Raw genomic sequence first — 21,418 nt, 5'->3', positions numbered from 1 at the left:
CATGGCCGCGAAGCTCGGCGCACATTCGGGATCGCCGCTCAAGCGCGGTGACCCCGGCGATCTCGACGTCACGCATGAGATCAACGTCACGCCGTTCATCGATGTGATGCTGGTGCTGCTGATCATCTTCATGGTGGCGGCTCCTCTCGCCACGGTCGATATCGGCGTCGAGTTGCCGGCCACCGCAGCCGAGCCGGCGCCACGGCCGGACAAGCCGACCTTCGTGACGGTGAAGCCGGATCTCACCGTTGCCGTCGGCGAGGACACGATGGCACGTGACGGTCTCGCCGCTGCGCTCGACGCCGCCACCAGGGGCCGCAAGGACGAGCGCATTTATCTCCGCGCCGACAAGGCCGTCTCCTATGGCGACCTGATGGAGGTCATGAACACCTTGCGGAATGCCGGCTATCTCAAGGTCGCGCTGGTCGGCCTTGACGGACGCAGCTGATGTCCGCGAATGCCTTTGCTCTTCACGAGCCGCTCGGCGAACGCGAGACGGCGCGCTGGAGCGCATCGGCTGCGGTGATCATGGCGCTGCATATTGCCGCTGCGCTTCTTGCGATGAGCTGGCTGAAGTCGCAACCGGAGCAGGGCGTCAGCCTGCCGGCGATCATGGTCGACATGGCGCCCGTGACTTCGGCGCCGCAGGCGGCGCAGGACGATGTCGCACCGGGGCCGGTGATGCAGGAGGCCGACGCCTCGCCGCCGGAGCCCGTGCAGCAACAGATGGTCGAGGAGACCATCGCGCCGACGCCGCCGCAGGAGAAGCCGGACGTGGTGGCGCCGCCGGAGCGGAAGCTCGAGCCGACACCTCCCAGGCCCGAGCCCGCGAAGATCGTGCCGGTCGAAAAGCCGACACCGGTGAAGCCGAAGGTGGTTCGCCGCGAGGCCAGGAAACCGTCCGATGCGACGCCGGCGCCGCGCAACAGCGCAGCCCCGCGCGCCGAGCGCGAGGCGCCGCTGGCATCGGCCGTGAGTGCGGGCGCGGTGGCGTCTGTGATGGCGTCCTACAATCAACGCGTCCGCGCCCATCTGATGCGCTTCCACCAATACCCGTCCGGTGGCGGCGGTGCGCGCGGCGTTGCGAGGCTCAGCTTCACCCTCAGCCGCAGCGGTCAGGTCACGTCCAGCCGCATCAGTGGCTCCTCCGGCGTTGCCGCCTTCGACGCGCAAGCCATGTCGATGATACGCCAAGCCTCGCCGTTTCCGCCGATCCCGGACGAGATCAAGAACGGCGCGATGAGCTTCTCGATTCCGGTGGAGTTTACGGTGAGGTGAATCTCATCTGTCATGCCCCGGCTTGACCGGGGCATCAAGTACGCCGAGGCCCCGCGGTTCAATTACTGCGTCTCGGCGTACTGGATCGCCCGGTCAAGCCGGGCGATGACCGTAATGAGGTCGCTCACTTTGCCTTCAGGAAGTCCGCGACCTCCAGCAGCATGAACTCGTTGTCGTCGGCCTTGTTGGGATCGCGGCTGGACGAAAACGGCAGGTTGTTGTCGTTGCCGACGATGATATGGGTGTCGTCGACGCGATCGACGTTCTCGATGGTGAAGAACGGGAAGGTGTAGACGCCGTCATTGAGCGGCTTACGCGCCTTCTTGTCGGGATCCCGGATCTTCATCAGGTCGATATAGCCGATCTTGCGCACGGGCTTGCCGACATTGGCCTCCGTGAGCTCGATCTTGTAGACGCGCTTGAACTTGGCGAGATCCGGAAAACAGTTCTCGCCGCGGGTGCCTTGCGGGCAGGCCTTGTCGGCCGTGCCTTCGCCGTTGTCACGCTCGATGATGAGGCCGGAGGCCTGATCGATCATGTTGAAGTCGCCGATGGCGTTGCCGTTCTGCTCGAACACATATTGCCAATAACGGCCGGTGAACTTCTCGGCGGCGACGTCGAATTCGAGGATGCGGGAGGCTTCCTTGCCGTCGACTTTCTCCCAGTCCTTCTTGTCGGCATCCCACAGCGGTCCCTCGAGCAGGCCGTACAAGAACTTGCCGTCCTTGGAGGACGCAAATCCTTCATAACCCTTGGAGCGGCGGAGGTTGACGTTGGTGTAGGTCGCGCCCGGCGCGCCCGGGGTCGCCACCGCCCAATTGTCGGGCGAGCGCACCGGCTTGCCGTCGGCGACCGTCTCGAACACGCCGATGATCTTGCCTGTCTTGTCCGCCTTCAGGATGTAGGGGCCGAACTCGTCGCCGATCCAGATGACATCGCCGATGATCTGGAAGCCTTCGGTGTCGAAATCGGAGCCGGTGAGATAGCGCTTCGCGGTGTCCTCGTGGACGATGCGGAAGGGCACCTTCTTGTCGGGATCGTGCAGGAAGATCGTCTCCAGGCGTTCGATCTTGCCGCCGGCCCAATCCATCTTGTAGCGGTTCATATACAGCATCGAATCCGGCGAATTGGCGCGCGCGCCCATGCCATTGTCGGTGATCACCCAGAAGCTGCCGTCAGGCATGGTCTTGATGCCGGAATGGCCCTGCAGCGGCTGGCCCTTGAACGGCAGCGACACGCCGGTCGCCCGCTCATAGGATTTGCCCATCACGGTGCCGAGCGCATCGACGCGCTTGCCGGTGGTATATTTCCCGGAAGTCTTGAGATCGGCGGGGGCGCCGGCCGGGGCGTCGATGAAGGTCGCGGCCGGCATCACCACGTGGCCGGCGAGCTTGGCGGGGAATTCACCCTCGCTCTGCGCGAGCGCGGAGCTCGCAGCGAGAACGATCGTTGCGACGGTGCTGAGAAAAATCGCGCGCATGTGCGTCTCCTGTTGGCGGACGCACGCGTTATGCGGATCGCGTGTTGCAGTATTGTGAAGCCGGGCCAAACGCCGCAGCTGCCGGCGGCGCCCTACACGCCCTCGTAGACCAGCCTCGTGAAGTAGCCGGGATCGACGAGGAACTGGCCGAAATTTGCGTCGAACGCAGCAGTGGGCTTGGCGGCGACCGCTTCGTCCCGCGTCTTTCCCTGCTTCTTGAGATTGCCGACGTTGTCCCTGATCGCGACGAGCATGTCACGAAATCCCTGGAGTTCGGCCTTGTTGCTGACGGGCTTGCCGTGACCGGGGATGATGATGGTGTCGCTCTTGGCGATCGCCAGATTGGCGTCGGACGCCGCGATCATGCCGTCGATGCTGCCGCCGGTCGAATAGTCGATGAACGGGTAGATGCCGTTCCAGAAGGTGTCGCCCGCGTGCAGGATGTTGGCCTCGTCGAACATGACCGAGACGTCGCTGTCGGTATGTGCAGGACCGTAATATTTCAGCGCGATCGATGCGCCGTTGAGCTTGAGATGATGCTCCTTGGCAAAGACCTCGGCCGGGAGCGCGCCGGCGGGCGAGGCGAGGAAATTGTAGTCCCAATCCTCGACCCGCTGGACCACGGACAGGTGCTTGCGGGTGTTTTCGTGGGCGATGATCTTCGCGCCGGCGGCGTGCAGCCATTCATTGCCGTCGGCATGGTCGAAGTGCCAATGCGTGTTGATCAGATGCGCGACCGGCTCGCTGCCGAGCTCGGCCAGCGCCTTGCTGAGCTGAGGACGCGAAACGCCGATGCCGGCGTCGACCAGCAGCTTGCCGTCGGGGCCCGTCAGCACCGCGATATTGCCGCCGGATCCCTCGAGCACGCTGATGTTGTTGCGCAGCTTGTAGGTCGTGATCGGAGAGGTCGCAGCACTATCCTTGATCAGGCTGACGATACCGCGGGCTTCGGCATAGGCCTGCCGCGGCGTAAGCCACCCTGTCGTGGCGGCGAAAGCGCCGCCGACACAGCACAGGCAGAAGCCACGTCGCGACATTGAGGGGAGTTTCGGCGATCCCATGGAATCCTCGCTTTCTGGAGCGAGTATCGGTAGCGCCAACGCTCCCCCGCCGCCCATGCAGCAGGTAGCACCGGAGCCGGCATGCGATCTATCACGATAGCACGATCGTTCGTGCGCAGTGGCCGTCTACTCCTTCACCGCGCCGGTCAGGGAGGACACGTAGTAGTCCACGAACAGCGAGTAGAAGACCGCAACCGGCAGCGATCCCAGTAGCGATCCTGCCATCAGCGCGCCCCATTGGTAGACGTCGCCGGTGACGAGCTCGGTCAGGATCGCGACCGGCACGGTCTTGTTGGCGCCGCTCTGGATGAAGGCGAGCGCGTAGATGAATTCGTTCCAGGACAGCGTGAAGGAGAAGATGCCGGCCGAGATCAGTCCTGGCACGGCCAGCGGCAGCGTGATCCGGCGCAGGATCTGCAACCGCGTGGCACCGTCGACCAGCGCGCATTCCTCGAGCTCGTAGGGGATCGACTTGAAATAACCGATTAGGAGCCAGGTGCAGAACGGTACCAGGAAGGTCGGATAGACCAGGATCAGGGCCAGTGGGCTGTCGAACAGGCCGAACTGCACGATGACGGTGGCGAGCGGAATGAACAGGATCGACGGCGGCACGAGATAGGCGAGGTAAATGCCGAGGCCGACATAAGGGCTGCCGCGGAAACGCAGGCGCTCGATGGCGTAGGCGGCAAGCGTGCTCGCGATCAGGGAGAGCGTGGTCGATCCGATCGCCACCGTCATCGTCGTCCACAGCCAGCGCGGATAGGACGTGTCGAACAGCAGGTGCTTGATGTGGGCGATCGTCGGCGAAGATATCCAGAACGGGTTGTGCTCCTTGTAGTTGAGCAGCTCCGCGTTCGGCTTGAACGAGGTGATCGCCATCCAGTAGAACGGAAACAGCAGGATCAGCACGAAGCAGCCGAGCGGCAGGTAGATCATCATCAGCCGCCGCAGCCCGGAATCCCAGGCCATGGTGTCGGGTGCCGCTTTCGCGTCGGCCACGGCAGCGGTTTGCGCGACGGTGTCAGTCATTGCTCTCTCCCTGCTGCCATTTGCGGCGCGCCAGGCCGAAATAGGAGAACAGCGTCGCGAAGATCAGGAACGGGATCATCGACACCGCGATCGCGGCACCTTCGCCGAGCTCGCCGCCGGCGATGCCGCGCTGGAACGCCAGCGTCGCCAGCAGATGGGTCGAGTTGACCGGACCGCCGCGGGTGATGGCGTAGACCAGCTGGAAGTCGGTGAAGGTGAAGATGATCGAGAAGGTCATGACGATGGCCAGGATCGGCATCATCATCGGGAAGGTGATGTAGCGGAAGCGCTGCCAGGCGCTGGCGCCGTCGAGCATCGCGGCCTCATAGAGCGAGGGCGAGATGGTCTGCAGGCCCGCCAGCAGCGAGATCGCCACGAAGGGAATGCCGCGCCAGATGTTGGCGGCGATCAGCGAGAAGCGCGCCGGCCAGGCCGAGCCGAGGAAGTCGACATTGGTCGACCGCCAGTGCAGCACGTCGACCAGCAGATAGGAGATGATCGAGAACTGCGGATCGTAAATCCACCAGAACGCCAGCGCCGAGAGCACGGTCGGCACGATCCAGGGCAACAGGATGATCGCACGCAAGATGCTCTTGAACGGAAAATGGTTGTTGAGCAGCAGCGCGAGCCAGAAGCCGAGCGCGAACTTCCCGAAGGTTGCAATGCCCGTATAGACCACGCTGTAGAAGACCGCGTTCCACCACAGGGGATCGGTGAGCAAATACTGGAAATTCTCGAAGCCCACGAAGACGCCGCGCCGGCCGATCGTGGTGTCGGTGAAGGCGAGCCAGATGCCGAGGCCGAGCGGATAGGTCAGGAACACCGCGAGCAGCCCGATCGCGGGCGCCAGGCACATCACGATCAGGAACGGCTTGTAGTCGAACAGCCGCACCAGCCAGGACGGCTGCCGCTGCGCCAGGGCTTGGGAGGAAAGGGTGGTCACGGACATTAGTGTGTTGTCCTGTTCTAATCTTTACACCACGTCGTCAGCGAAGCGACGAAGCAATCCAGGCTGTCGAGCGGGGACGGACTGGATCGCTTCGCTTCGCTCGCAATGACGATCTCTACTTTTGCCGCCGGAAGTACCGCTTGCAGCGTTGCTCGGCTTCCGCGGCGGCGGCCTCCGGCGTGGCGGCACTGGTTGCAACGGACGCGCACATCTGGATCAGCACGTAGTCGGCGCTGACGGCTCCGGTCGCCGTCGAGATCGGGCCTTTGTAGCCGTCATAGTAAGTGCTGTTCATCGTGTCCTTGAAGATCGAGACCTTGGGATCGCCTTTCCAGACGGCGGCTTCGGCATAGGCCGCCAGCGGCTGCGACCAATACCCGGAATTGGCGTTGAGCCAGGGCTCGTACTGGTCCTTCTCCAGCATGTATTGCAGGAAGGCCTTCGCGGCGTTGGGGTACGGGCTGTGCTTGAACACCATGGCGTTCAGCGTCAGACCCGCCATCGGCGAGACCTTGGCCAGGCCCTTGGGCAGAAGCTGATGTTCGCTGTCGTCGGCGATCGCCTTGGTCGCCGGGTCGTTCTTGAGCGAGAAATACAGCGAGACGCCGTTGGCCGTCAGCGAGATCTCCTGCGAGGAATAGGCCCGGTTGTTGCTGACGTCATTCCATGACGGCGTGCCGGCGATGAAGGTCGGGTAGATCTGCTTGACCCAGTTCAGCGCGGCGATGGTCTCCTTGCTGTTGATGATGACGTTGCCTTCCTCGTCGAGCAGGGAGGCGTTGTGCGACCACAGCGCCCAGTTGGCGAAGCCGTTGCCGTCGCCCTTGGCGTTGCCGAGCGCGAAGCCAGCCGGTTTCCCGGCCTTGTGCAGCTTCTGGGACAGGTCGAGGATGCCGGCATGGTCCTCCGGCACCTTGTCGAAGCCGACCGATTGCAGGATCGACTTGCGGTAGATCAGGGGCCCCGCGGTTGCACCGAACGGCAGGCCGATCCAGGCGTCGCTCTTGTTCTTCTTGCCGTAGCGCTGTGCCAGCGGCAGCCAGCCGCCATACTTCTTGCCGACATAGTCGGCGACGTCGGTCAGCTCGATCAGCTTGTCGATATAGATGTGCGGTGCATCGGAGAAGCCGATGATGATGTCGGGGCCGGCGCCGGAATTGGCGGTGACCGCGGTCTGCTGGTTGATGTCCTCCCAGCCGACGAAATCGACCTTGACCTCGACGCCGGTCTCCTTGGTGAATTTCGTCGCATTGGCGCGGAACACGTCTTCGTCGGCCTGGACGAAGCGGACTGGCCGCAGCATACGCAGGGTTGCGCCCTTTTCGATCGCCAGCTTCGGTGCGGGGACGTCCGCGGCCTTGATCGCGGATTGGGCATTCGCCGGAGTACCGGCGGCGAGGGCCGCAGCGGACAGGCCCAGCGCCAAGGCGTCACGACGTGTGATGTCGTTCCTCATCAGTACCTCCCTATGATGTTTTCCCTTCCCGGCGTTGATCGCCGGTGAAGGGTCGTCCGGTCCGGCGCTTTTGCGCCGGCCGCCTAGCTGTTCGGCCCGCGATCCATGCTGACGGGTTGCCAGCGGCGGAGCGCGGTCGTCTGCAGCACCGACGGATTGACGCAGCTTACCGGCCACATGCCCTGAAGCACCAGTGACAATTCGTAGCCCACCCGGCGCTTGCGCGCTTCGTCGAACCGTGCCGAGGCCGAGGCGACGTGGGCGGTCAGGGTGACATTCTCCATGCTCAAAAGCGGATTGTTGTGCGAGGGCGGTTCCTTCTCCAACACGTCGAGGGCGGCGTGGGCGATCCAGCCCTCCTGCAGCGCCTTGATCAGGCTCTCTTCGTCCACGGTGGCGCCGCGCCCGGTGTTGATGAAGATCGAGCCCTTCTTCATCTGCCGAAAGTGCTTCTCGGTCAGCATGTGATGCACCTCGGGCCTTGCCGGGGCATGCATCGAGACGAAGTCGGATTGCGACAGCACCTCGTTCAGCGTCGCCGGGATCACGCCGTGGTCCCACATCAGCGTTTCCTGGATGAAGGGATCGTAGGCCATCATGCGCAGGCCGAACGGTGCCGCGCGTTTCGCAACCGCACGCGCGACGCGGCCGAACGAGACGAAGCCGAGCGTCTGGCCCATCAGCCTGGGGACTTTGAGCAGTGCCGGCCGGCCCTCGGCCCAGCGGCCGCTGCGCACCATGCGGTCCTGCTCGACCAGGCGGCGGAAGCCGGCGAGCAGCAGCATCATGGCGTGATCGGCGACCTCCTCGATGAAGGTGTCGGGGATGTTGGTGACCGGAATGCCGCGCGCAGTGGCAGCCTTGACGTCGACGCTGTCGACGCCGACCGAGCCGAGCGTGATGACCTTGCAGCTCTGCAAGCCGTCGATGATGGTCTTGGTGATGGGGATGCCCTTGGCATAGATGGCGTCCGCGGTCTTCGCGGCGGCGATGAACCCGGCCTCGTCGGCGGGGGCCTCGATGATCTCGGCGTCGATCGGATCGAGCGCCTCGCGCTCATAGGAATAGTCGCTGCCCGCGACGGTGAAGCTCGCGCCCTTCGGCGTCACCACCCTGTATTTCGGCATTTCCTCGCTCCCGATTTGGGTTGTCGGTTCTTGTTGCGACCCGTCCCCTTGGGGCGGGCCTTTGCGTCTTTTACGCGAAATCGAGGTCGATGCGTACAATCGCCGGTTGCCGTTGCGGCGATTTATTTAGCCGTTCGGGCGTCTTGTCCGGGCTTCTACGGAGCCGCCCGTAACGCCTTGATAAGGGGTCACGCACTAAAAGTTGAATGAATTTCGATCGATTCACATGCGTGCCCGTATCCCTTTTATTGCCGGAGCTATCCCCGTGAAATTGAGCAATCTGAAGATCGCCTCCAAGCTCGGCATCCTTGTCGGCGTTACGCTGTTAGGCCTCTGCATCTCCGGTGTACTTGCCGGCTATCTGATGAAGCAGGAGATGGTGAATGCCCGCATCGATCAAGCCAAGTCGATCGTCGATATGGGCCGCAACTATGCCCTCGCCCTCAAAAAGCGGGTCGATGCCGGCGAGATGACAAAGGACGCGGCGCTGGCCGACCTTCGCCGCTACGGCAATTCGATGACCTATGACAACGGCTCGGGCTACCTCTTCGGCACGTCCTATGACGGCATCACCCAGCTCGCGCCTGATCCGAAACAGATCGGCGCCAACCGGATGGACGTCGTGACCAACGGCCGCAAGCTGTCTGTTGAGCTGATGGACGGCGTCAAGGCCAACGGCTCGATCCTTTTGTATTATGAATATGCGAAGCCGGGCCAGGCGGCGCTGATCCGCAAGATCGGATACGCCGTCGCCGTCCCCGGTTTCGACATGTATCTCGGAACCGGCGCCTATCTCGACGACATCGACGCCAAGATGGGTCCGGTCTACTGGCTGCTTGGCCTCGCCATGCTCGGCATCGTCATCGTCGCCGGCAGCGTTGCCTGGCTGATCGGCCGCGGCATCAGCCGTCCGCTCGCGCTGCTCGGCACCCGCATGAAGGAACTCGCCGACGGCAAGCTCGAGGGCGACATTCCCGGCGTCGGCCGCGGCGACGAGGTCGGCGCGATGGCTTCCACCGTCCAGATCTTCAAGGACAACGCGGTCCGCATCCGCGACCTCGAAAAGACCGAAGCCGATGCCCAGGAGCGCGTCGCGGCGGAACGTCGCCGCGCGATGGAGGGTATCGCCAGCGACTTCGAACGCAGCGTCAACGGCATCGTCCGCTCGGTCTCCTCGGCCGCGGCCGGCATGCAGACGACGGCGCAGTCGATGACCGCAACCGCCAGCGACGCCTCCTCGCGCGCGGCCACGGTGGGAGCCGCCTCGCAAAAGGCCTCCGGCAATGTCGGCACGGTCGCGGCGGCCGCCGAAGAGCTGTCGAGCTCGGTTGCGGAAATCTCCCGCCAGGTCACCCGCTCGACCGAAGTGGCGAGCCGCGCCGTCAGCGACGCCGAGCGTACCAACGCCACCGTGCAGGTGCTCTCGACCGGCGCCGAGAAGATCGGCGAAGTCGTCAAGCTGATCCATTCGATCGCCGCGCAGACCAATTTGCTCGCGCTCAACGCCACCATCGAGGCGGCACGCGCCGGTGAATCCGGACGCGGATTCGCGGTCGTCGCCTCCGAGGTCAAGGCGTTGGCCAATCAGACCGCCAAGGCGACCGAGGAGATCTCCGCGCAGGTCGCGGCGATGCAGACCTCGACGAGCGACGCGGTCACGGCCATCTCCGGCATCACCCAGACCATCGCCGAGATGAGCGAGATCACCGCGGGCATTTCCGCATCGATCGAACAGCAGGGCGAGGCGACCCGCGAGATCGCCCGCAACATCCAGTCGGTTGCGGCCGGTTCGAACGAGATCAACGCCAATATCGGCAGCGTCACCTCGGCCGCGGAAGCGACCGGCTCTGCCGCCACCGACGTGCTCACCAACGCGCGCGAGCTGGACAGCCAGTCCGGCGCGTTGCGCACCGCCGTCGACGGCTTCCTCGCCAAGGTGCGTGCGGCGTAAGGCCTCCACAGTCTCGTGCCCCGGACGCAGCGCAGCGCTTCTTCAGCGGTGCGCTGCTGAGCCGGGGCCCCTGTCGCGGTAGGCTGGGTCCCGGCTCTGCGCAGCAGCGCTACGCGCTGCAGCGCGTCCGGGACACGAGAGATCTCACTGCTTCTCGATCTTCGCGTTCGTGATCAGCTTCTCCCACAGCACCAGCTGTTCGTTCACGAACGTGCCGAGCTGTTCCGGCGTGCCCGAGAACGCGTCCATGCCGAGGGTGGCGAGCTGAGCCTTCATCTCCGGCTTCTCGACGATCTTCCGGATCTCGGCATTGAGCCGGGTCACGATCTCTTTCGGCAGGCCGGCGGGGCCGAAATAGCCCTGCCAGGACGAGATGTCGAAATCCGGCACGCCGGCCTCCTGCATCGAGGGCAGGTTCGGCACCAATGGCGAGCGGTCCTTGGTGGTGACGGCGAGCGCGCGCAGTGCGTTGCCGTTGACGTGGGGAAGGCCGGTCAGGATGTCGACGAACATCATCGAGACGCGGCCGCCCATGACGTCGTTGAGCGCCGGCGGCGAGCTCTTGTAGGGCACGTGCAGCAGGTCGAGCCCGGCATTGTGCGCAAAGGTCGCACCTGAGACGATCGCGGAGGACGATCCCGAGGCGTAGCTCAGCTTGCCCGGATTGGCCTTGCCGTAGGCGACCAGCTCGGCGACGGTCTTGGCCGGCACTTCCGGATTGACGACCAGCATGAAGGGCAGGTCGCCGGTGCGTGCGATCGGGGTGAAGTCCTTGACCGGATCGTAAGTGAGACTCTTGAGCAGATAGGGATTGGCCGAATGCGTGGTGTTGGTGGTTACCAGCAGCGTGTAGCCGTCGGGGGCGGCCTTGGCGACATAACTTGCGGCGAGCATGCCGTTGGCGCCCGCCTTGTTCTCGATGATGATGCCGACGCCGAGCGCCTGCGACAGATGCTGCGAGATCAGCCGTGTCGTCGTGTCGGTGCCGCTGCCGGCGGCAAACGGCAGCACCAGCGTGATATTGCGGCTCGGCCAGGTATCGGCTTGCGCAGTAGATGCGGCGGCGAGGCACAATGCGGCCGCACCGGCGGTCCGCAGGTTTCGAATCAGCCCTGAAATCATCTTGAGACGTTCCCTCTTTTTCGTTGGCGGGGAACCTAGCGTCTCTTCATTGAAATCGGAAGACGCGAGTTGTCTCGTGCCCAGGGCGCGGTGCATCGTCCGCCGCGCGGAATTACTTCACGGCCGAACCCTGGCGCGATGCGATCACGACGCCGGCGAGCACCAGCGCGTAGCCGATCAAGTGGAACGGCTGCAGCTTTTCGCCGAGCAGCAGGATCGCCATCGCCGAGCCGAACACCGGCACGAGGTGGAAGAACGGCGCGGCGCGGTTCGGGCCGATCAGCGCGACGCCGCGGTTGAAGAACAGATAAGCCAGCGTCGAGGGAAAGATCAGGATGTAGCCGAGCGTCGCCAGCGTGATCCCGTCGAATTGCAGCACGCGGCCGCTCGCCGCCTCCCAGATCGCGGCGGGGATCAGCATCGTCGCGCCGCAGCAGGTGGTGAAGGACAGGAACGAGAGCTGGTGGATCTTGGGCCGGCGCGGGATGAAGGCCGAGTAGATCCCGAATGCCACCAGCGAGGAGGCGAACATGATGTCGCCCCTGTTGAAGCTGATGCTCGCGAGCGCGGCGAGATCGCCGCGCAGGATGATGATCAGCACCCCGAGAAGCGAGATCGCGATGCCGGCGAACTGGGCCCCCGTCAGCCGGACCCCGAACAGCACCAGCGACCACAGCGCCACGAACAGGGGGCCGGCCGACTGGATCAGCAGCGCGTTCAGCGCCTCCGTATATTGCATCGCCCAGTACGAGATCGCATTGTTGAAGGCAAAGCCCACCAGCGACAGGAACAGCATCAGCGGCAGGCTGTTGCGCAGGGCAGGCCAATCGCGCTTGAGATGCGGCCAGGCGAACGGCAACAGGATCAGGAAAACGCCGAACCAGCGGATCGTGGTCACCGTCAGCGGCGGCACATGCGCACCGACATGGCGCGCGAGCACGATGTTGCCGGCCCAGAACAGCGAGCTCAGGCTGAGCAGAAGATAAGGCTGGTTGTTGAGCCAGCTGGCCGGACTGGAGGCCGGTGGCGCGGGTGAAGCGGTCGTCATTGGCGTTGCATACGAGCTTGCGCCGGATCGGCGTCGTGGCACAAGTCACGCGGCCGCAATGCTACAATGCAGGCAAACCCCGAGGAGGCGCCTTTGCCGGTCAATATGTTGAACATCGCGGGCCTGGAACGGCTCGATCCGCAGGCACCGGTGGTGATGCTGAACCTGATGCGTTTCCACGCCCGCTCGCGCGACGGCGACGGATCCGGCTGGGACGCCTATTTGCGCTACAGCGCCGTCACCGTGCCGATGATCAAGGCGCGCGGCGGCACCTTGCTCTGGACCGGGGAGGCCAAGGCCGTCGCACTGGGACCGCACGCCGGCAGCGACTGGGATTTCGTCGCGCTGGTCCATTACCCCACCGTCACGGCTTTTTTGGACATGATGACGTCGGAGGCCTACGAGCGCGAAGCCGACCCGCATCGGGTCAACGGCTGCGCCGAACACCTGATCATCGCGACGAGCGAGGCGTACAGCAAGTTCAGCCTCGGCTGACACTGCCGGCTGAACCGGCCGGCTTGCTACCGAGGCGCGCGTTGAAGCCGTGTTCTGCAACCTTTTCGACGCAGCCTCCGCGCCGTCATGCGCCAAAATGTGAACTATTCGATTGCGTGGGGAGGCCAAAGATGGTGCCTTTGGCATGCATGTCGGGGCATTGCGGGCCCGGCATGAGGCGTTACGATGCTGCTGCTGCCTCCCGGTCGATGATTGTTTCGTAGGGGATCAGATGCTTTGTGAGCGATGCGGCGGGGACAATCCGGCGACAAATCGCTTCTGTCACGGTTGCGGCGCCGCTCTGCCGATGGCGTGTCACGCGTGCAATCATCTCAGCCCGCCCGGCTCGGGCTTCTGCGGGGCCTGCGGTGCAGCCCTGAATGCTGCGAGCAGGCTCGTCGCGGCCCCGGCCCCGCGGCCGGTTCGTGGCGAGCTGAAACAGGTGACGGTGCTGTTCGCCGATCTCGTCAGCTCGACCGAGATCGTTGCCGGCCTGACCGCCGAAGATGCCATGCAGCGCCTCAAGCCGGCGCTCGACGCCATGTGCGACGCCGTGGAGCGGTTCGAGGGCACGGTGGTTCGTACGCTAGGCGACGGCATCCTCGCCTTCTTCGGCGCGCCACGCGCGCAGGAGGGACACGCTCTGTTGGCCTGCGAGGCCGCGCTGGCGATCCGGGACACGTTTCGCCTGCGCGATGATGTCATGTCAGTGCGCGTCGGCCTGCATTCCGGAGAGATCGTCGCGGATGCTCCGCTCGTCGACACGGTCACCGAGCACGGCGCTTACGGCCTCACCATTCATCTCGCAAGCCGGCTGCCGGCCAAGGCGGAGCCGAACGAGATCTGCCTGACCGACGAGACCTATCGACTGGCGCGCTCGTTCTGCGAGGTCGGTCCGCTCGGCCGTCACCGCCTGCGCGGAGTGCCGGAGCCGATCGAGCTCTATCTTCTGAAGAACCTCAAGCCGGCGGTCGCCAGCCAGCAATTCCGGGGGGTCGCCCTGGCGACGTTCCGCGGGCGCGAACGGGAGATGACCCTGCTTCAGCGGACCCTGGCGGCGGTCGAGACCGGCGGCTCCTGCGTCACTGGCATCGTCGGTCCGCCCGGCACCGGCAAGAGTCGGATATGCTATGAATTCGCGGAATGGTGCCGCGCGCGTCTCATCCCGGTGTTCGAGGCTCGCGCGCAGCCCTATGGCGCGGCGACGCCGCTGCAGCCGGTGTTGGAGTTCTTACGGTCGACCTATTTCAACGTCTCGCCGGACGACGAGCCCGATCTGGCGGTGAAGCAGATCGCCACGCGCCTGGCCGAGTTGGGCTCGACCTTCGAGGCGGACCTCTGGCTGGTCTGTGACTTCCTCGGGATCAGGCACGGCCAAGGACCGCCGTCCTGGCTCAGTCCACGCGCCCGCAACGTTCGCCTGCTCGACATCGTTCGGCACATGGTTCGCCAACGCGGTGCGTCTGCGTCGGTGATTATCATCGAGGATCTGCATTGGCTCGATCAGGCCAGCGAGGAGTTCGTCGCAACGCTCGTCGATGCGGTGATTTCCACCAAGACGGCGCTGATCGTGAACTTCCGGCCGGCGTATTTCGCACCTTGGATGCGCGGGCCGCTGTACCAGCAGATCGAGCTCGCCGAGCTGTCGCCGACGGATACGGACGATCTCGTCGACGAGCTGCTCGGCCCGCGAGACGAGCTTCTCGACGTGCGCCGGCGCGTCGCCGAGCGCAGCGGCGGCAATCCGTTCTTCGCCGAGGAACTGATCCGTTCCTTGGTCGAGCATTTGGTCATCGTCGGCGAGCAGGGCGGTTACCGGCGCGGCATCTCCGGCGCCGCCGACGTGTTGCCCCCGACGGTGCAGGCCGTCATCGGCGCGCGGATCGATCGACTGGCGCCCGGCGATCGCGATCTCCTGCACACGGCGGCGATCATCGGCAAGGAGTTTCAGCTCGCGGTGCTGCAGAGTGTCGCCAGCCTGCCTGCGGCCGAGCTCGAAGCGACGCTGGCCCGGCTCTGTTCCGGCGAAATGCTGCAGGTGCGCAGCGGCAAGGATGGCCAGGACTACAGCTTCCGTCACCCGTTGATACAGGAGATCGCCTATTCGACCCAGCTCCGCGCGCGGCGCGGCCTCCTGCACGCGCGCGTGGCGCGCGCGATCGAGCAATATTACCCCGAGAGGCTCGACGAATTCGCAGCGCTTCTGGCACATCATTTCGAGCAGGCCGGCGAGCTTGATGCCGCCGCCGAATTTGCGGCGCGGGCCGCGCGCTGGATCGGCTCGACCAATCCGGCGGAAGCGATCCGGCATTGGCACAAGGTCCGCGCGCTGAAGGCGGGACAGGAGCGCAGCCCTGCGGGCGATGCACTCAGGATCGCGGCCAGCAGCCAGATCGCATGGCTGGGTTGGCGCGAAGGCATGACGTCGGAGGATGCCAAGCCCTTCATCCAGGAAGCGCTGGAATGGGCGCATGACATCGATGATTCCATGATCCCGCTTCTGCTGTTCGTCGAAGGTCGAATTGCGGGTGCGAGTGGGGGGCAAGCTGATGCCTATGTCGACGCCGTCAAGGAAGCGCTGGCGCTGACTGAAACGCGTCAGCTCACCAGCCGCGCCGCGACGCTCAATGCCTCGCTCAGCCAGGCCTACGGCTGGGCCGGGCTCTTGCGCGAAGCGCTCGCGGCGAGCGATGCGGCGCTCGCGGGCGCTCCCGGCATCACCGACTTCGAGCACCAGTTTCTCGGCTACAATGTCGAACATTGGATTCTCAGCCTGCGCGGACGGATCCTGGTTCGGCTCGGTCGTTTCGACGAGGCTAGGCTCTGCTTCGATCGCATCCTCGCCATCGATCCGACGCTGATCGACCCGACCGTTCAGTTCATCGCCAATCTCGGCTATGTCGATCTCGCCTGGTGCCTGGACGATTCCGGGATGGCCTCGAGCCATGCCTGGCGCGTGACCGAGCTGGCGGCGCGCCAGTCCAGCCCGTATCTGCGCGCCTATTCGCTGGCCTGCATCGGCACCGCCCAGGGCATCGCCCAGAACTATCCGGCGGCCATCCCGTCGTTGACCGAGGGCGTCGAGTTCGTGCGCAGTGCGCGCGTCGCCATGGAGATCGAGCCGGAGATGCTCGCAAGCATTGCGGACTATCAGCTCTGTTCCGGCGCCCGCGCCGCGGCCGTCGACAAGGCACGGGAAGCGATCCGCGTCGCCCAGGAACGGCATGCCCGCCTGCCGGAATGCCGTGCCACCATCACGCTCGCCGCAGCGCTTGCGGCCGGCAACGAGCCGGAGCACCTCGGCGAGGTGGCCCGCCTGGTCGAGCAGGCCGAGCGCCTGATCGATCTGACCGGCGCCGCCATCTACGGGCGGCTGCTCGAGCAAATGCGGCGGCGGCTGTCGGTTGGCGCGTGAGGGCTACAGTTTCCGCACGATCAGCGTGAACTCCATCAATCCATAGCCGTCACGTACCTCGGCTGTCGCATTGAAGCGGGCGGCGCAGTGCCGCGCCCACGAGGCGGTGTCGGTGGTGTAGAGGCCCTCGCGTCCGGCCGTCCCTGGGGCACGTTTCATGAAGTTGACGGCGAAGCCGCGCGTGGTGGTGCGATGGAGGTCGTCGAGGCTCGCCGCGATGAAGTGCTCCCAATCCTGCCGCGTCTGCTCCCGCGCGACGTTGAAGATGCCGCTCGCGACCGCATAGTCGGCCGTCCGCGGACTGGCATGACCGAGGACGAAGTCGGCCGCGTTGCGGTCCCGCCACTTCTGCCGGGCACGCTGCACCATCGCACGGGAGAGGTCGATGCCGAGATAGTCGATCGCGCAGCCGCGATGCCGGCGGTCGAGATACGCGATGAGGGCGCCATAGCCGCAGCCGTAATCGTTCAGCGAGAAGGACGACGTGAAATCGCACAGTTTCAGCAACTGGACGAAGCGCATCTCCTGCGTGGCCTGGCAGGTCCAGTCGACGCCGTTGGGCGTCGCACCGAAGCGCGCGACCTTGGCCGAATAATAGGCGGCGATGTCGCTGTAGACGTGGGCGAGCGCTCCGCCGCCCGAACGGGCAGGCTCGCTTGCGGCAGCGCGCACCGGTCCGGCCTATTTCTTCTTGGACTTCTTCTTATCCTTGCCCGCGGGCGGGACTTTGGGCGCCATCGGCACCGAGATCGTGAGATAGGTCCGGTCGATGTAGAAGATCGGGGTGTCTTCGCGAACGACGACCTTGAGGCCGTAGCCGGCGCTATCCCGGGAGTCATGCGCCTTCATGAAGCACGGCAGCGGTGACTTGCGCCCGAAGTTCTTGATCAGCGCGTTCACGATGCGCTGGTCGCCGGTTTCGCCGTCCTGGTCCGACGGCACCTTGGCGAGCCAGGTCAGCACATTGTACCAACGGTTCTTCGCGCGGTTGTTGCCGAGGCCTCCCAACCCGAGCAGCTTCGCGCTCTCGACGAATGGCCGCCCTTCCTGGAAGATGCTGAACTCCTCCTGCAGGGCCTTGATCTCGGACACGCCACCCGCGTCGAATTCGACGTCTCTCTGCTCGGGACCAAATCTCAAATTGAACAGATCAAAAAGCGGACCGATATAGATATCGTCCTCAGCCATCAACGCGCCCATACCACTCTCCCTGACAATCAGAGCTGGGTTATCGGATTGGAAGTCAGCAATGAGGATATTGAACCTTGATCCCGGGCAAATTGCAAGGAAGCTGAGGCAGCAAGGCCGGTGCGCCGCGCACAATGCGCGCTTGGAGCCGCCGTTCAGCCCGCCTGCTTCCGTGACGCGACGAACACGCCCGACAGCACCAGCGCAAACCCGATGAAGTGGAACGCCTGCGGGTGTTCGCCCAGGAATGCCATCGCCATGATCGAGCCGAACACCGGCACGACATGGAAGAACGGCGCGGCGCGGTTGGCGCCGATCAGGCGGACGCCGCGATTGAAGCAGAGATAGGCCAGCGTCGAGGGGAAAACCGCGACGTAGAACAGCGTCAAGAGGTTCGGCCCGTCGAGCTTCATGACCGGGCGCGCGGACAATTCCCAGATCTCGAGCGGAATGAGACAGGCCGCGCCGACCCCGAAGGTGAAGGCGAGGAACGACAGGCCGTGCATCGGCGGCCGTTTCAGCGTCAGCACCGAATACAGCGCGAAGATGATAAGCGCGACGATGAAGATGAGATCGCCCTTGTTGAACGCGATATTCGACAGCGTGGTGAAATCGCCGTGCAGCAGGATGGTCAGCACGCCGCACATCGAGAGAGCCACGCCGAACGCCTGCGCCGCGGTGAGCCTGACGCCGAGGATGGCCAGCGACCACAGCGCCACGATCAGCGGCGCGGCCGATTGCAGCAGCAGCGTGTTGAGTGCCTGGGTATGCTCCAGCGCCCAATATTGCAGCGTGTTGAAGGCGCCGATGCCGGTGATCGAGAGCGTGATCATCAGGCCGAGCCTGCCGCGGATCGCGGGCCAGTCCTGGGCAAGGTGTTTCCAGGCGAACGGCAGCACCAGCAGGAAGGCGAAAAACCAGCGCAGGAACGACAGCGTCACCGGCGGGATGTGGCCGGCGGCGAGCCGCCCGACGATGGCGTTGCCGGCCCAGCACAGCGCGGTGATGCAAAGCAGCAGATAAGGCTGGTTGGCGATCCAGCCGTGGCCGGATGTTTCGGTGCTCGTGGTCTGGCCGGTGGCGGACATTGTGATTGTTATGGTCCCGCGTCGAGTGCGCCGAGACCCCGGCCCGGGTCGATCCGGGCCGGCTGATCGCCCGGCCTCGCTCAAAGACACGGAAATGCGCCCGATATCAATGGTGCGAGGCGCATCGCGACCATGCGCAGTGCGATGCGGCCGGAACCGCGCTCAGTCCTTTCGTCCGGTGCGGATCGCAAACGGCTTCAGCGACTCGGCGCAGGCGAGGTAGACGACGACCAGAAGCACGATGCCGGCCATCATGATCGGCGGCGGCGTGACGAAGCCGAACCAGGCGCCGACCGGCGTGAACGGCACCACCATCGCGACCAGAAGGGCAACCAGCGAGGAGGCGGACAGCAACGGATCCGGCCAGTTGCGCCATGGCCGCCCATTGGTTCGGATGACGAAGATGACCAGGATCTGGGTCGCCATGGATTCGATGAACCAGGCGGTGCGGAATTCCTCCGGGGAGGCCTTGAACAGATAGAGCAGGGCGCCAAAGGTCAGGAAGTCGAACACCGACGACAGCGGCCCCATGATCGCGGCGAAGCGCGCCAGCCGCCTCATGCTCCACACCTGCGGCTGCGCGGTTGCTGCGGGTGAGACCTGGTCGAAGGGAATGCCGAGCTCGGAAAGGTCGTAGAGCAGATTGTTGAGCAGGATCTGCGTCGGCAGCATCGGCAGGAACGGCAGCGCAATCGAGGCGATCGCCATCGACAGCATGTTGCCGAAATTGGAGCTCGCGCCCATGCGGACATATTTCAGGATGTTCGCGAAGGTACGCCGTCCCTCCTCGACGCCGTCGGCGACCACTTCGAGGTCGGATGCGAGCAGGATGATGTCGGCGGCGGCCTGCGCCACGCCGCTTGCGCCGTCGACCGACAGGCCGATATCGGCGGCCTTCAGCGCCGGAGCGTCGTTGATGCCGTCGCCGAGGAAGCCGACCACCGCGCGGCTTGCCTGCAGCGCTTTCACGATGCGGGACTTCTGGTCGGGTGCGAGCCGGCCATAAGCATCGGTCGATTGCACCTGTACGGCCAGCGCGTCATCGCTGAGTTCGGCGATGTCGGCACCCGACAGCACGCGGTCGGCGTTCAGTCCGACCAGGCCGGCGAGCCGCTTCACCACCACGGGATCGTCACCCGACAGGATCTTCAGCGTGACGCCGCTCGCCGCGAGCCGGGCAATGGCGGCCGCGGCCGTCGGCTTCGGCGGGTCGGCGAAGGCGCAAAGACCCTCGAAGACGAGATCGGTCTCGTCCTCGGTTTCGACCTCGCGCGTTGCGCCGGTCCAGGGGCGCGAAGCGATGGCGATGCAGCGCAGCCCCTCTGCCGCGAACTGATGCACGCGCGCGATGGCGGCCGTTCGCGCGTCGTCGTCCATCGCGCCGCTGCGCTGCGTCGTGCACAATTCCAGTACCGTCTCCGGCGCGCCCTTGACGATGAGCAATGCGCCTTCGGGACCGGTTGCGAGTACCGATCCCAGCCTGCGCGAGAAATCGAATGCCTGCCGGCCGGCAAGCGACCAGCCTTGTGAGGCGTTGGATTGGCCGGCGACCAGCGCCGCATCGAGCGAGCCGCGATCCCCGCCGAGTTCTGCGGCGATGGCGCCGAGCCGAGCCGCGCGGGCGTCGTCCTTGCCATCGGCATCGAGGCTTTTCGCCAGCGTGATCTCGGCCGAGGTCAGCGTGCCCGTCTTGTCCGTGCACAGGACCGTCATGGCGCCGAGGTCGTGGATCGCGGCGAGGCGTTTGACGATCACCTTGCGGCCGGCCATGCGCAATGCGCCACGCGACAGCGTCACCGTGGTGATCATCGGCAGCAATTCCGGGGTCAGCCCGACCGCCAGCGCGACCGAGAACAGCAGCGAGTCCATCACCGGGCGGCCGAACACGACGCGGACGGTGAGCACGACCAGCACCAGCGCCAGCGTGGCGCGCGCGATCACGAGGCCGAATTCGCGCAGGTCGCGTTCGAACGGCGAGGGCGTCTGGGCCTCGGCAAGCGCTGATGCGGCCGTTCCGAACACGGTGTCGCGACCGGTCCTGACCACGAGCGCGATCGCCTCTCCGGTCTGCGCCACGGCGCCGCGGAACAGCGCATTCGCTGTATCGTCGGGATCGGTGACCGCGCCGGCGCGCTTCTGCACCGGATAGGGCTCGCCGGTCAGCGCCGCCTCGCCGGCGGTGAACGCGGTGCTTTGAAGGATCAATGCATCCGCCGGGATGATGTCGCCGGCGCGCACGCGCAGGATGTCGCCGGGCACGACGTGATCGACGTCGATCTCGCGGAAGGTGCCGTCGCGCTTGACCTCGGCCTTCAGCGCCACCGAGCGGCGGAGGACTTCCGCGGCGCGGATCGCATGACCTTCCTGGACGGTGTCCAGCCCGATCGAGAGCGTCAGGATCAGGACGATGATGAGCCCGCCGATCTCGTCGCCGGTGAGCATCGAGACGATGCCGGCCACCAGCAGGATCAGCGACAGCGGCTCCAGCAGCCGGCGCAGGATTGCCCGCATCGCACCTTCGGTGCGCGCCGCCGCGTCGCTGTTCGGCCCGAAGCGGTCGAGGCGCCCGGAGGCGTCGGCCGCAGCCAGGCCTGCGAGCGTGCAGTCCAGTCGCCTACAAAGCTCATCGGGTGACAGGCGCCAGAAGTGGTTGTCGGCGTGCGCTGGACTGTCCGGCAAGCGGGTCTCCCATTTGAAGGCATCTTGCTGGGCCACGTGCCGCTAAATTCGG

At 65.1% G+C, this 21,418-nt stretch carries 17 protein-coding genes; 5 read left to right on the top strand and 12 right to left on the bottom strand.

All coding sequences use genetic code 11. From position 1 onward, the window contains the following. Position 1 precedes the first annotated feature (1 nt). On the top strand, positions 2 to 448 hold the full coding sequence (exbD, locus tag CIT40_RS28405) for a TonB system transport protein ExbD (RefSeq protein WP_094893450.1): 447 nt from the start codon (positions 2 to 4) through the stop codon (positions 446 to 448). After that, positions 448 to 1,278: a TonB family protein gene (locus CIT40_RS28400; protein WP_094893451.1), complete on the top strand. Its 831-nt coding sequence runs from the start codon at positions 448 to 450 to the stop codon at positions 1,276 to 1,278. The genes exbD and CIT40_RS28400 overlap by 1 nt, the downstream gene beginning before the upstream one ends. Before the next feature lie 124 nt (positions 1,279 to 1,402). Here CIT40_RS28400 and CIT40_RS28395 read toward each other — a convergent pair whose 3' ends face one another. From CIT40_RS28395 to CIT40_RS28370, 6 genes are all read right to left on the bottom strand, one after another. Further along, positions 1,403 to 2,758, bottom strand: a complete 1,356-nt coding sequence (locus CIT40_RS28395; RefSeq protein ID WP_094893452.1) for an esterase-like activity of phytase family protein — start codon at positions 2,756 to 2,758, stop codon at positions 1,403 to 1,405. Between the two features lie 92 nt (positions 2,759 to 2,850). Beyond that, positions 2,851 to 3,819: an MBL fold metallo-hydrolase gene (locus CIT40_RS28390; RefSeq protein WP_094893453.1), complete on the bottom strand. Its 969-nt coding sequence runs from the start codon at positions 3,817 to 3,819 to the stop codon at positions 2,851 to 2,853. Between the two features lie 126 nt (positions 3,820 to 3,945). Further along, complete coding sequence (locus CIT40_RS28385; RefSeq protein WP_414645433.1) at positions 3,946 to 4,788, bottom strand: carbohydrate ABC transporter permease; 843 nt, start codon at positions 4,786 to 4,788, stop codon at positions 3,946 to 3,948. Positions 4,789 to 4,840: 52 nt separating this feature from the next. After that, positions 4,841 to 5,797 (bottom strand): carbohydrate ABC transporter permease, encoded by a 957-nt coding sequence (locus tag CIT40_RS28380; protein ID WP_094893455.1) that lies wholly within the window; start codon positions 5,795 to 5,797, stop codon positions 4,841 to 4,843. A 115-nt stretch (positions 5,798 to 5,912) separates the two neighbouring features. Continuing rightward, positions 5,913 to 7,253 (bottom strand): ABC transporter substrate-binding protein, encoded by a 1,341-nt coding sequence (locus CIT40_RS28375; RefSeq protein WP_094893456.1) that lies wholly within the window; start codon positions 7,251 to 7,253, stop codon positions 5,913 to 5,915. 83 nt (positions 7,254 to 7,336) lie between these two features. Beyond that, complete coding sequence (locus CIT40_RS28370; RefSeq protein ID WP_094893457.1) at positions 7,337 to 8,380, bottom strand: C-terminal binding protein; 1,044 nt, start codon at positions 8,378 to 8,380, stop codon at positions 7,337 to 7,339. A gap of 265 nt (positions 8,381 to 8,645) precedes the next feature. Between CIT40_RS28370 and CIT40_RS28365 the strand changes: the two genes are divergently transcribed. Then, positions 8,646 to 10,331 carry a methyl-accepting chemotaxis protein gene (locus tag CIT40_RS28365; protein ID WP_094893458.1) on the top strand — a complete coding sequence of 562 codons (1,686 nt, stop codon included), beginning with the start codon at positions 8,646 to 8,648 and terminating at the stop codon, positions 10,329 to 10,331. Positions 10,332 to 10,475: 144 nt separating this feature from the next. Here CIT40_RS28365 and CIT40_RS28360 read toward each other — a convergent pair whose 3' ends face one another. Both CIT40_RS28360 and CIT40_RS28355 read right to left on the bottom strand, forming a co-directional pair. After that, positions 10,476 to 11,453, bottom strand: coding sequence for a Bug family tripartite tricarboxylate transporter substrate binding protein (locus CIT40_RS28360; protein ID WP_094893459.1), 978 nt, complete (start codon positions 11,451 to 11,453; stop codon positions 10,476 to 10,478). A 112-nt stretch (positions 11,454 to 11,565) separates the two neighbouring features. Beyond that, complete coding sequence (locus CIT40_RS28355) at positions 11,566 to 12,501, bottom strand: DMT family transporter (protein ID WP_162307719.1); 936 nt, start codon at positions 12,499 to 12,501, stop codon at positions 11,566 to 11,568. A 105-nt stretch (positions 12,502 to 12,606) separates the two neighbouring features. On the opposite strand from CIT40_RS28355, the gene CIT40_RS28350 reads away from it, so the two are divergent. Then, on the top strand, positions 12,607 to 12,996 hold the full coding sequence (locus tag CIT40_RS28350) for a DUF1330 domain-containing protein (RefSeq protein WP_162307906.1): 390 nt from the start codon (positions 12,607 to 12,609) through the stop codon (positions 12,994 to 12,996). Between the two features lie 232 nt (positions 12,997 to 13,228). Then, positions 13,229 to 16,411 (top strand): ATP-binding protein, encoded by a 3,183-nt coding sequence (locus tag CIT40_RS28345; RefSeq protein WP_094893462.1) that lies wholly within the window; start codon positions 13,229 to 13,231, stop codon positions 16,409 to 16,411. Positions 16,412 to 16,414: 3 nt separating this feature from the next. On the opposite strand, the gene CIT40_RS28340 is transcribed toward CIT40_RS28345, so the two are convergent. From CIT40_RS28340 to mgtA, 4 genes are all read right to left on the bottom strand, one after another. Next, positions 16,415 to 17,083, bottom strand: a complete 669-nt coding sequence (locus CIT40_RS28340; protein WP_094893463.1) for a class I SAM-dependent methyltransferase — start codon at positions 17,081 to 17,083, stop codon at positions 16,415 to 16,417. A 9-nt stretch (positions 17,084 to 17,092) separates the two neighbouring features. Continuing rightward, positions 17,093 to 17,611 carry a hypothetical protein gene (locus tag CIT40_RS28335; RefSeq protein ID WP_094893464.1) on the bottom strand — a complete coding sequence of 173 codons (519 nt, stop codon included), beginning with the start codon at positions 17,609 to 17,611 and terminating at the stop codon, positions 17,093 to 17,095. A 143-nt stretch (positions 17,612 to 17,754) separates the two neighbouring features. Further along, positions 17,755 to 18,687: a DMT family transporter gene (locus tag CIT40_RS28330; protein ID WP_094893465.1), complete on the bottom strand. Its 933-nt coding sequence runs from the start codon at positions 18,685 to 18,687 to the stop codon at positions 17,755 to 17,757. 162 nt (positions 18,688 to 18,849) lie between these two features. After that, positions 18,850 to 21,366 (bottom strand): magnesium-translocating P-type ATPase, encoded by a 2,517-nt coding sequence (gene mgtA / locus CIT40_RS28325; protein ID WP_094893563.1) that lies wholly within the window; start codon positions 21,364 to 21,366, stop codon positions 18,850 to 18,852. Between the last annotated feature and the right edge of the window lie 52 nt (positions 21,367 to 21,418).

It is taken from the genome of Bradyrhizobium amphicarpaeae, assembly GCF_002266435.3.
GTDB lineage: Bacteria > Pseudomonadota > Alphaproteobacteria > Rhizobiales > Xanthobacteraceae > Bradyrhizobium > Bradyrhizobium amphicarpaeae.
The sequence above is the reverse complement of the archived record's forward strand: the minus strand, read 5'-3'. Positions and strand labels throughout refer to the sequence as shown.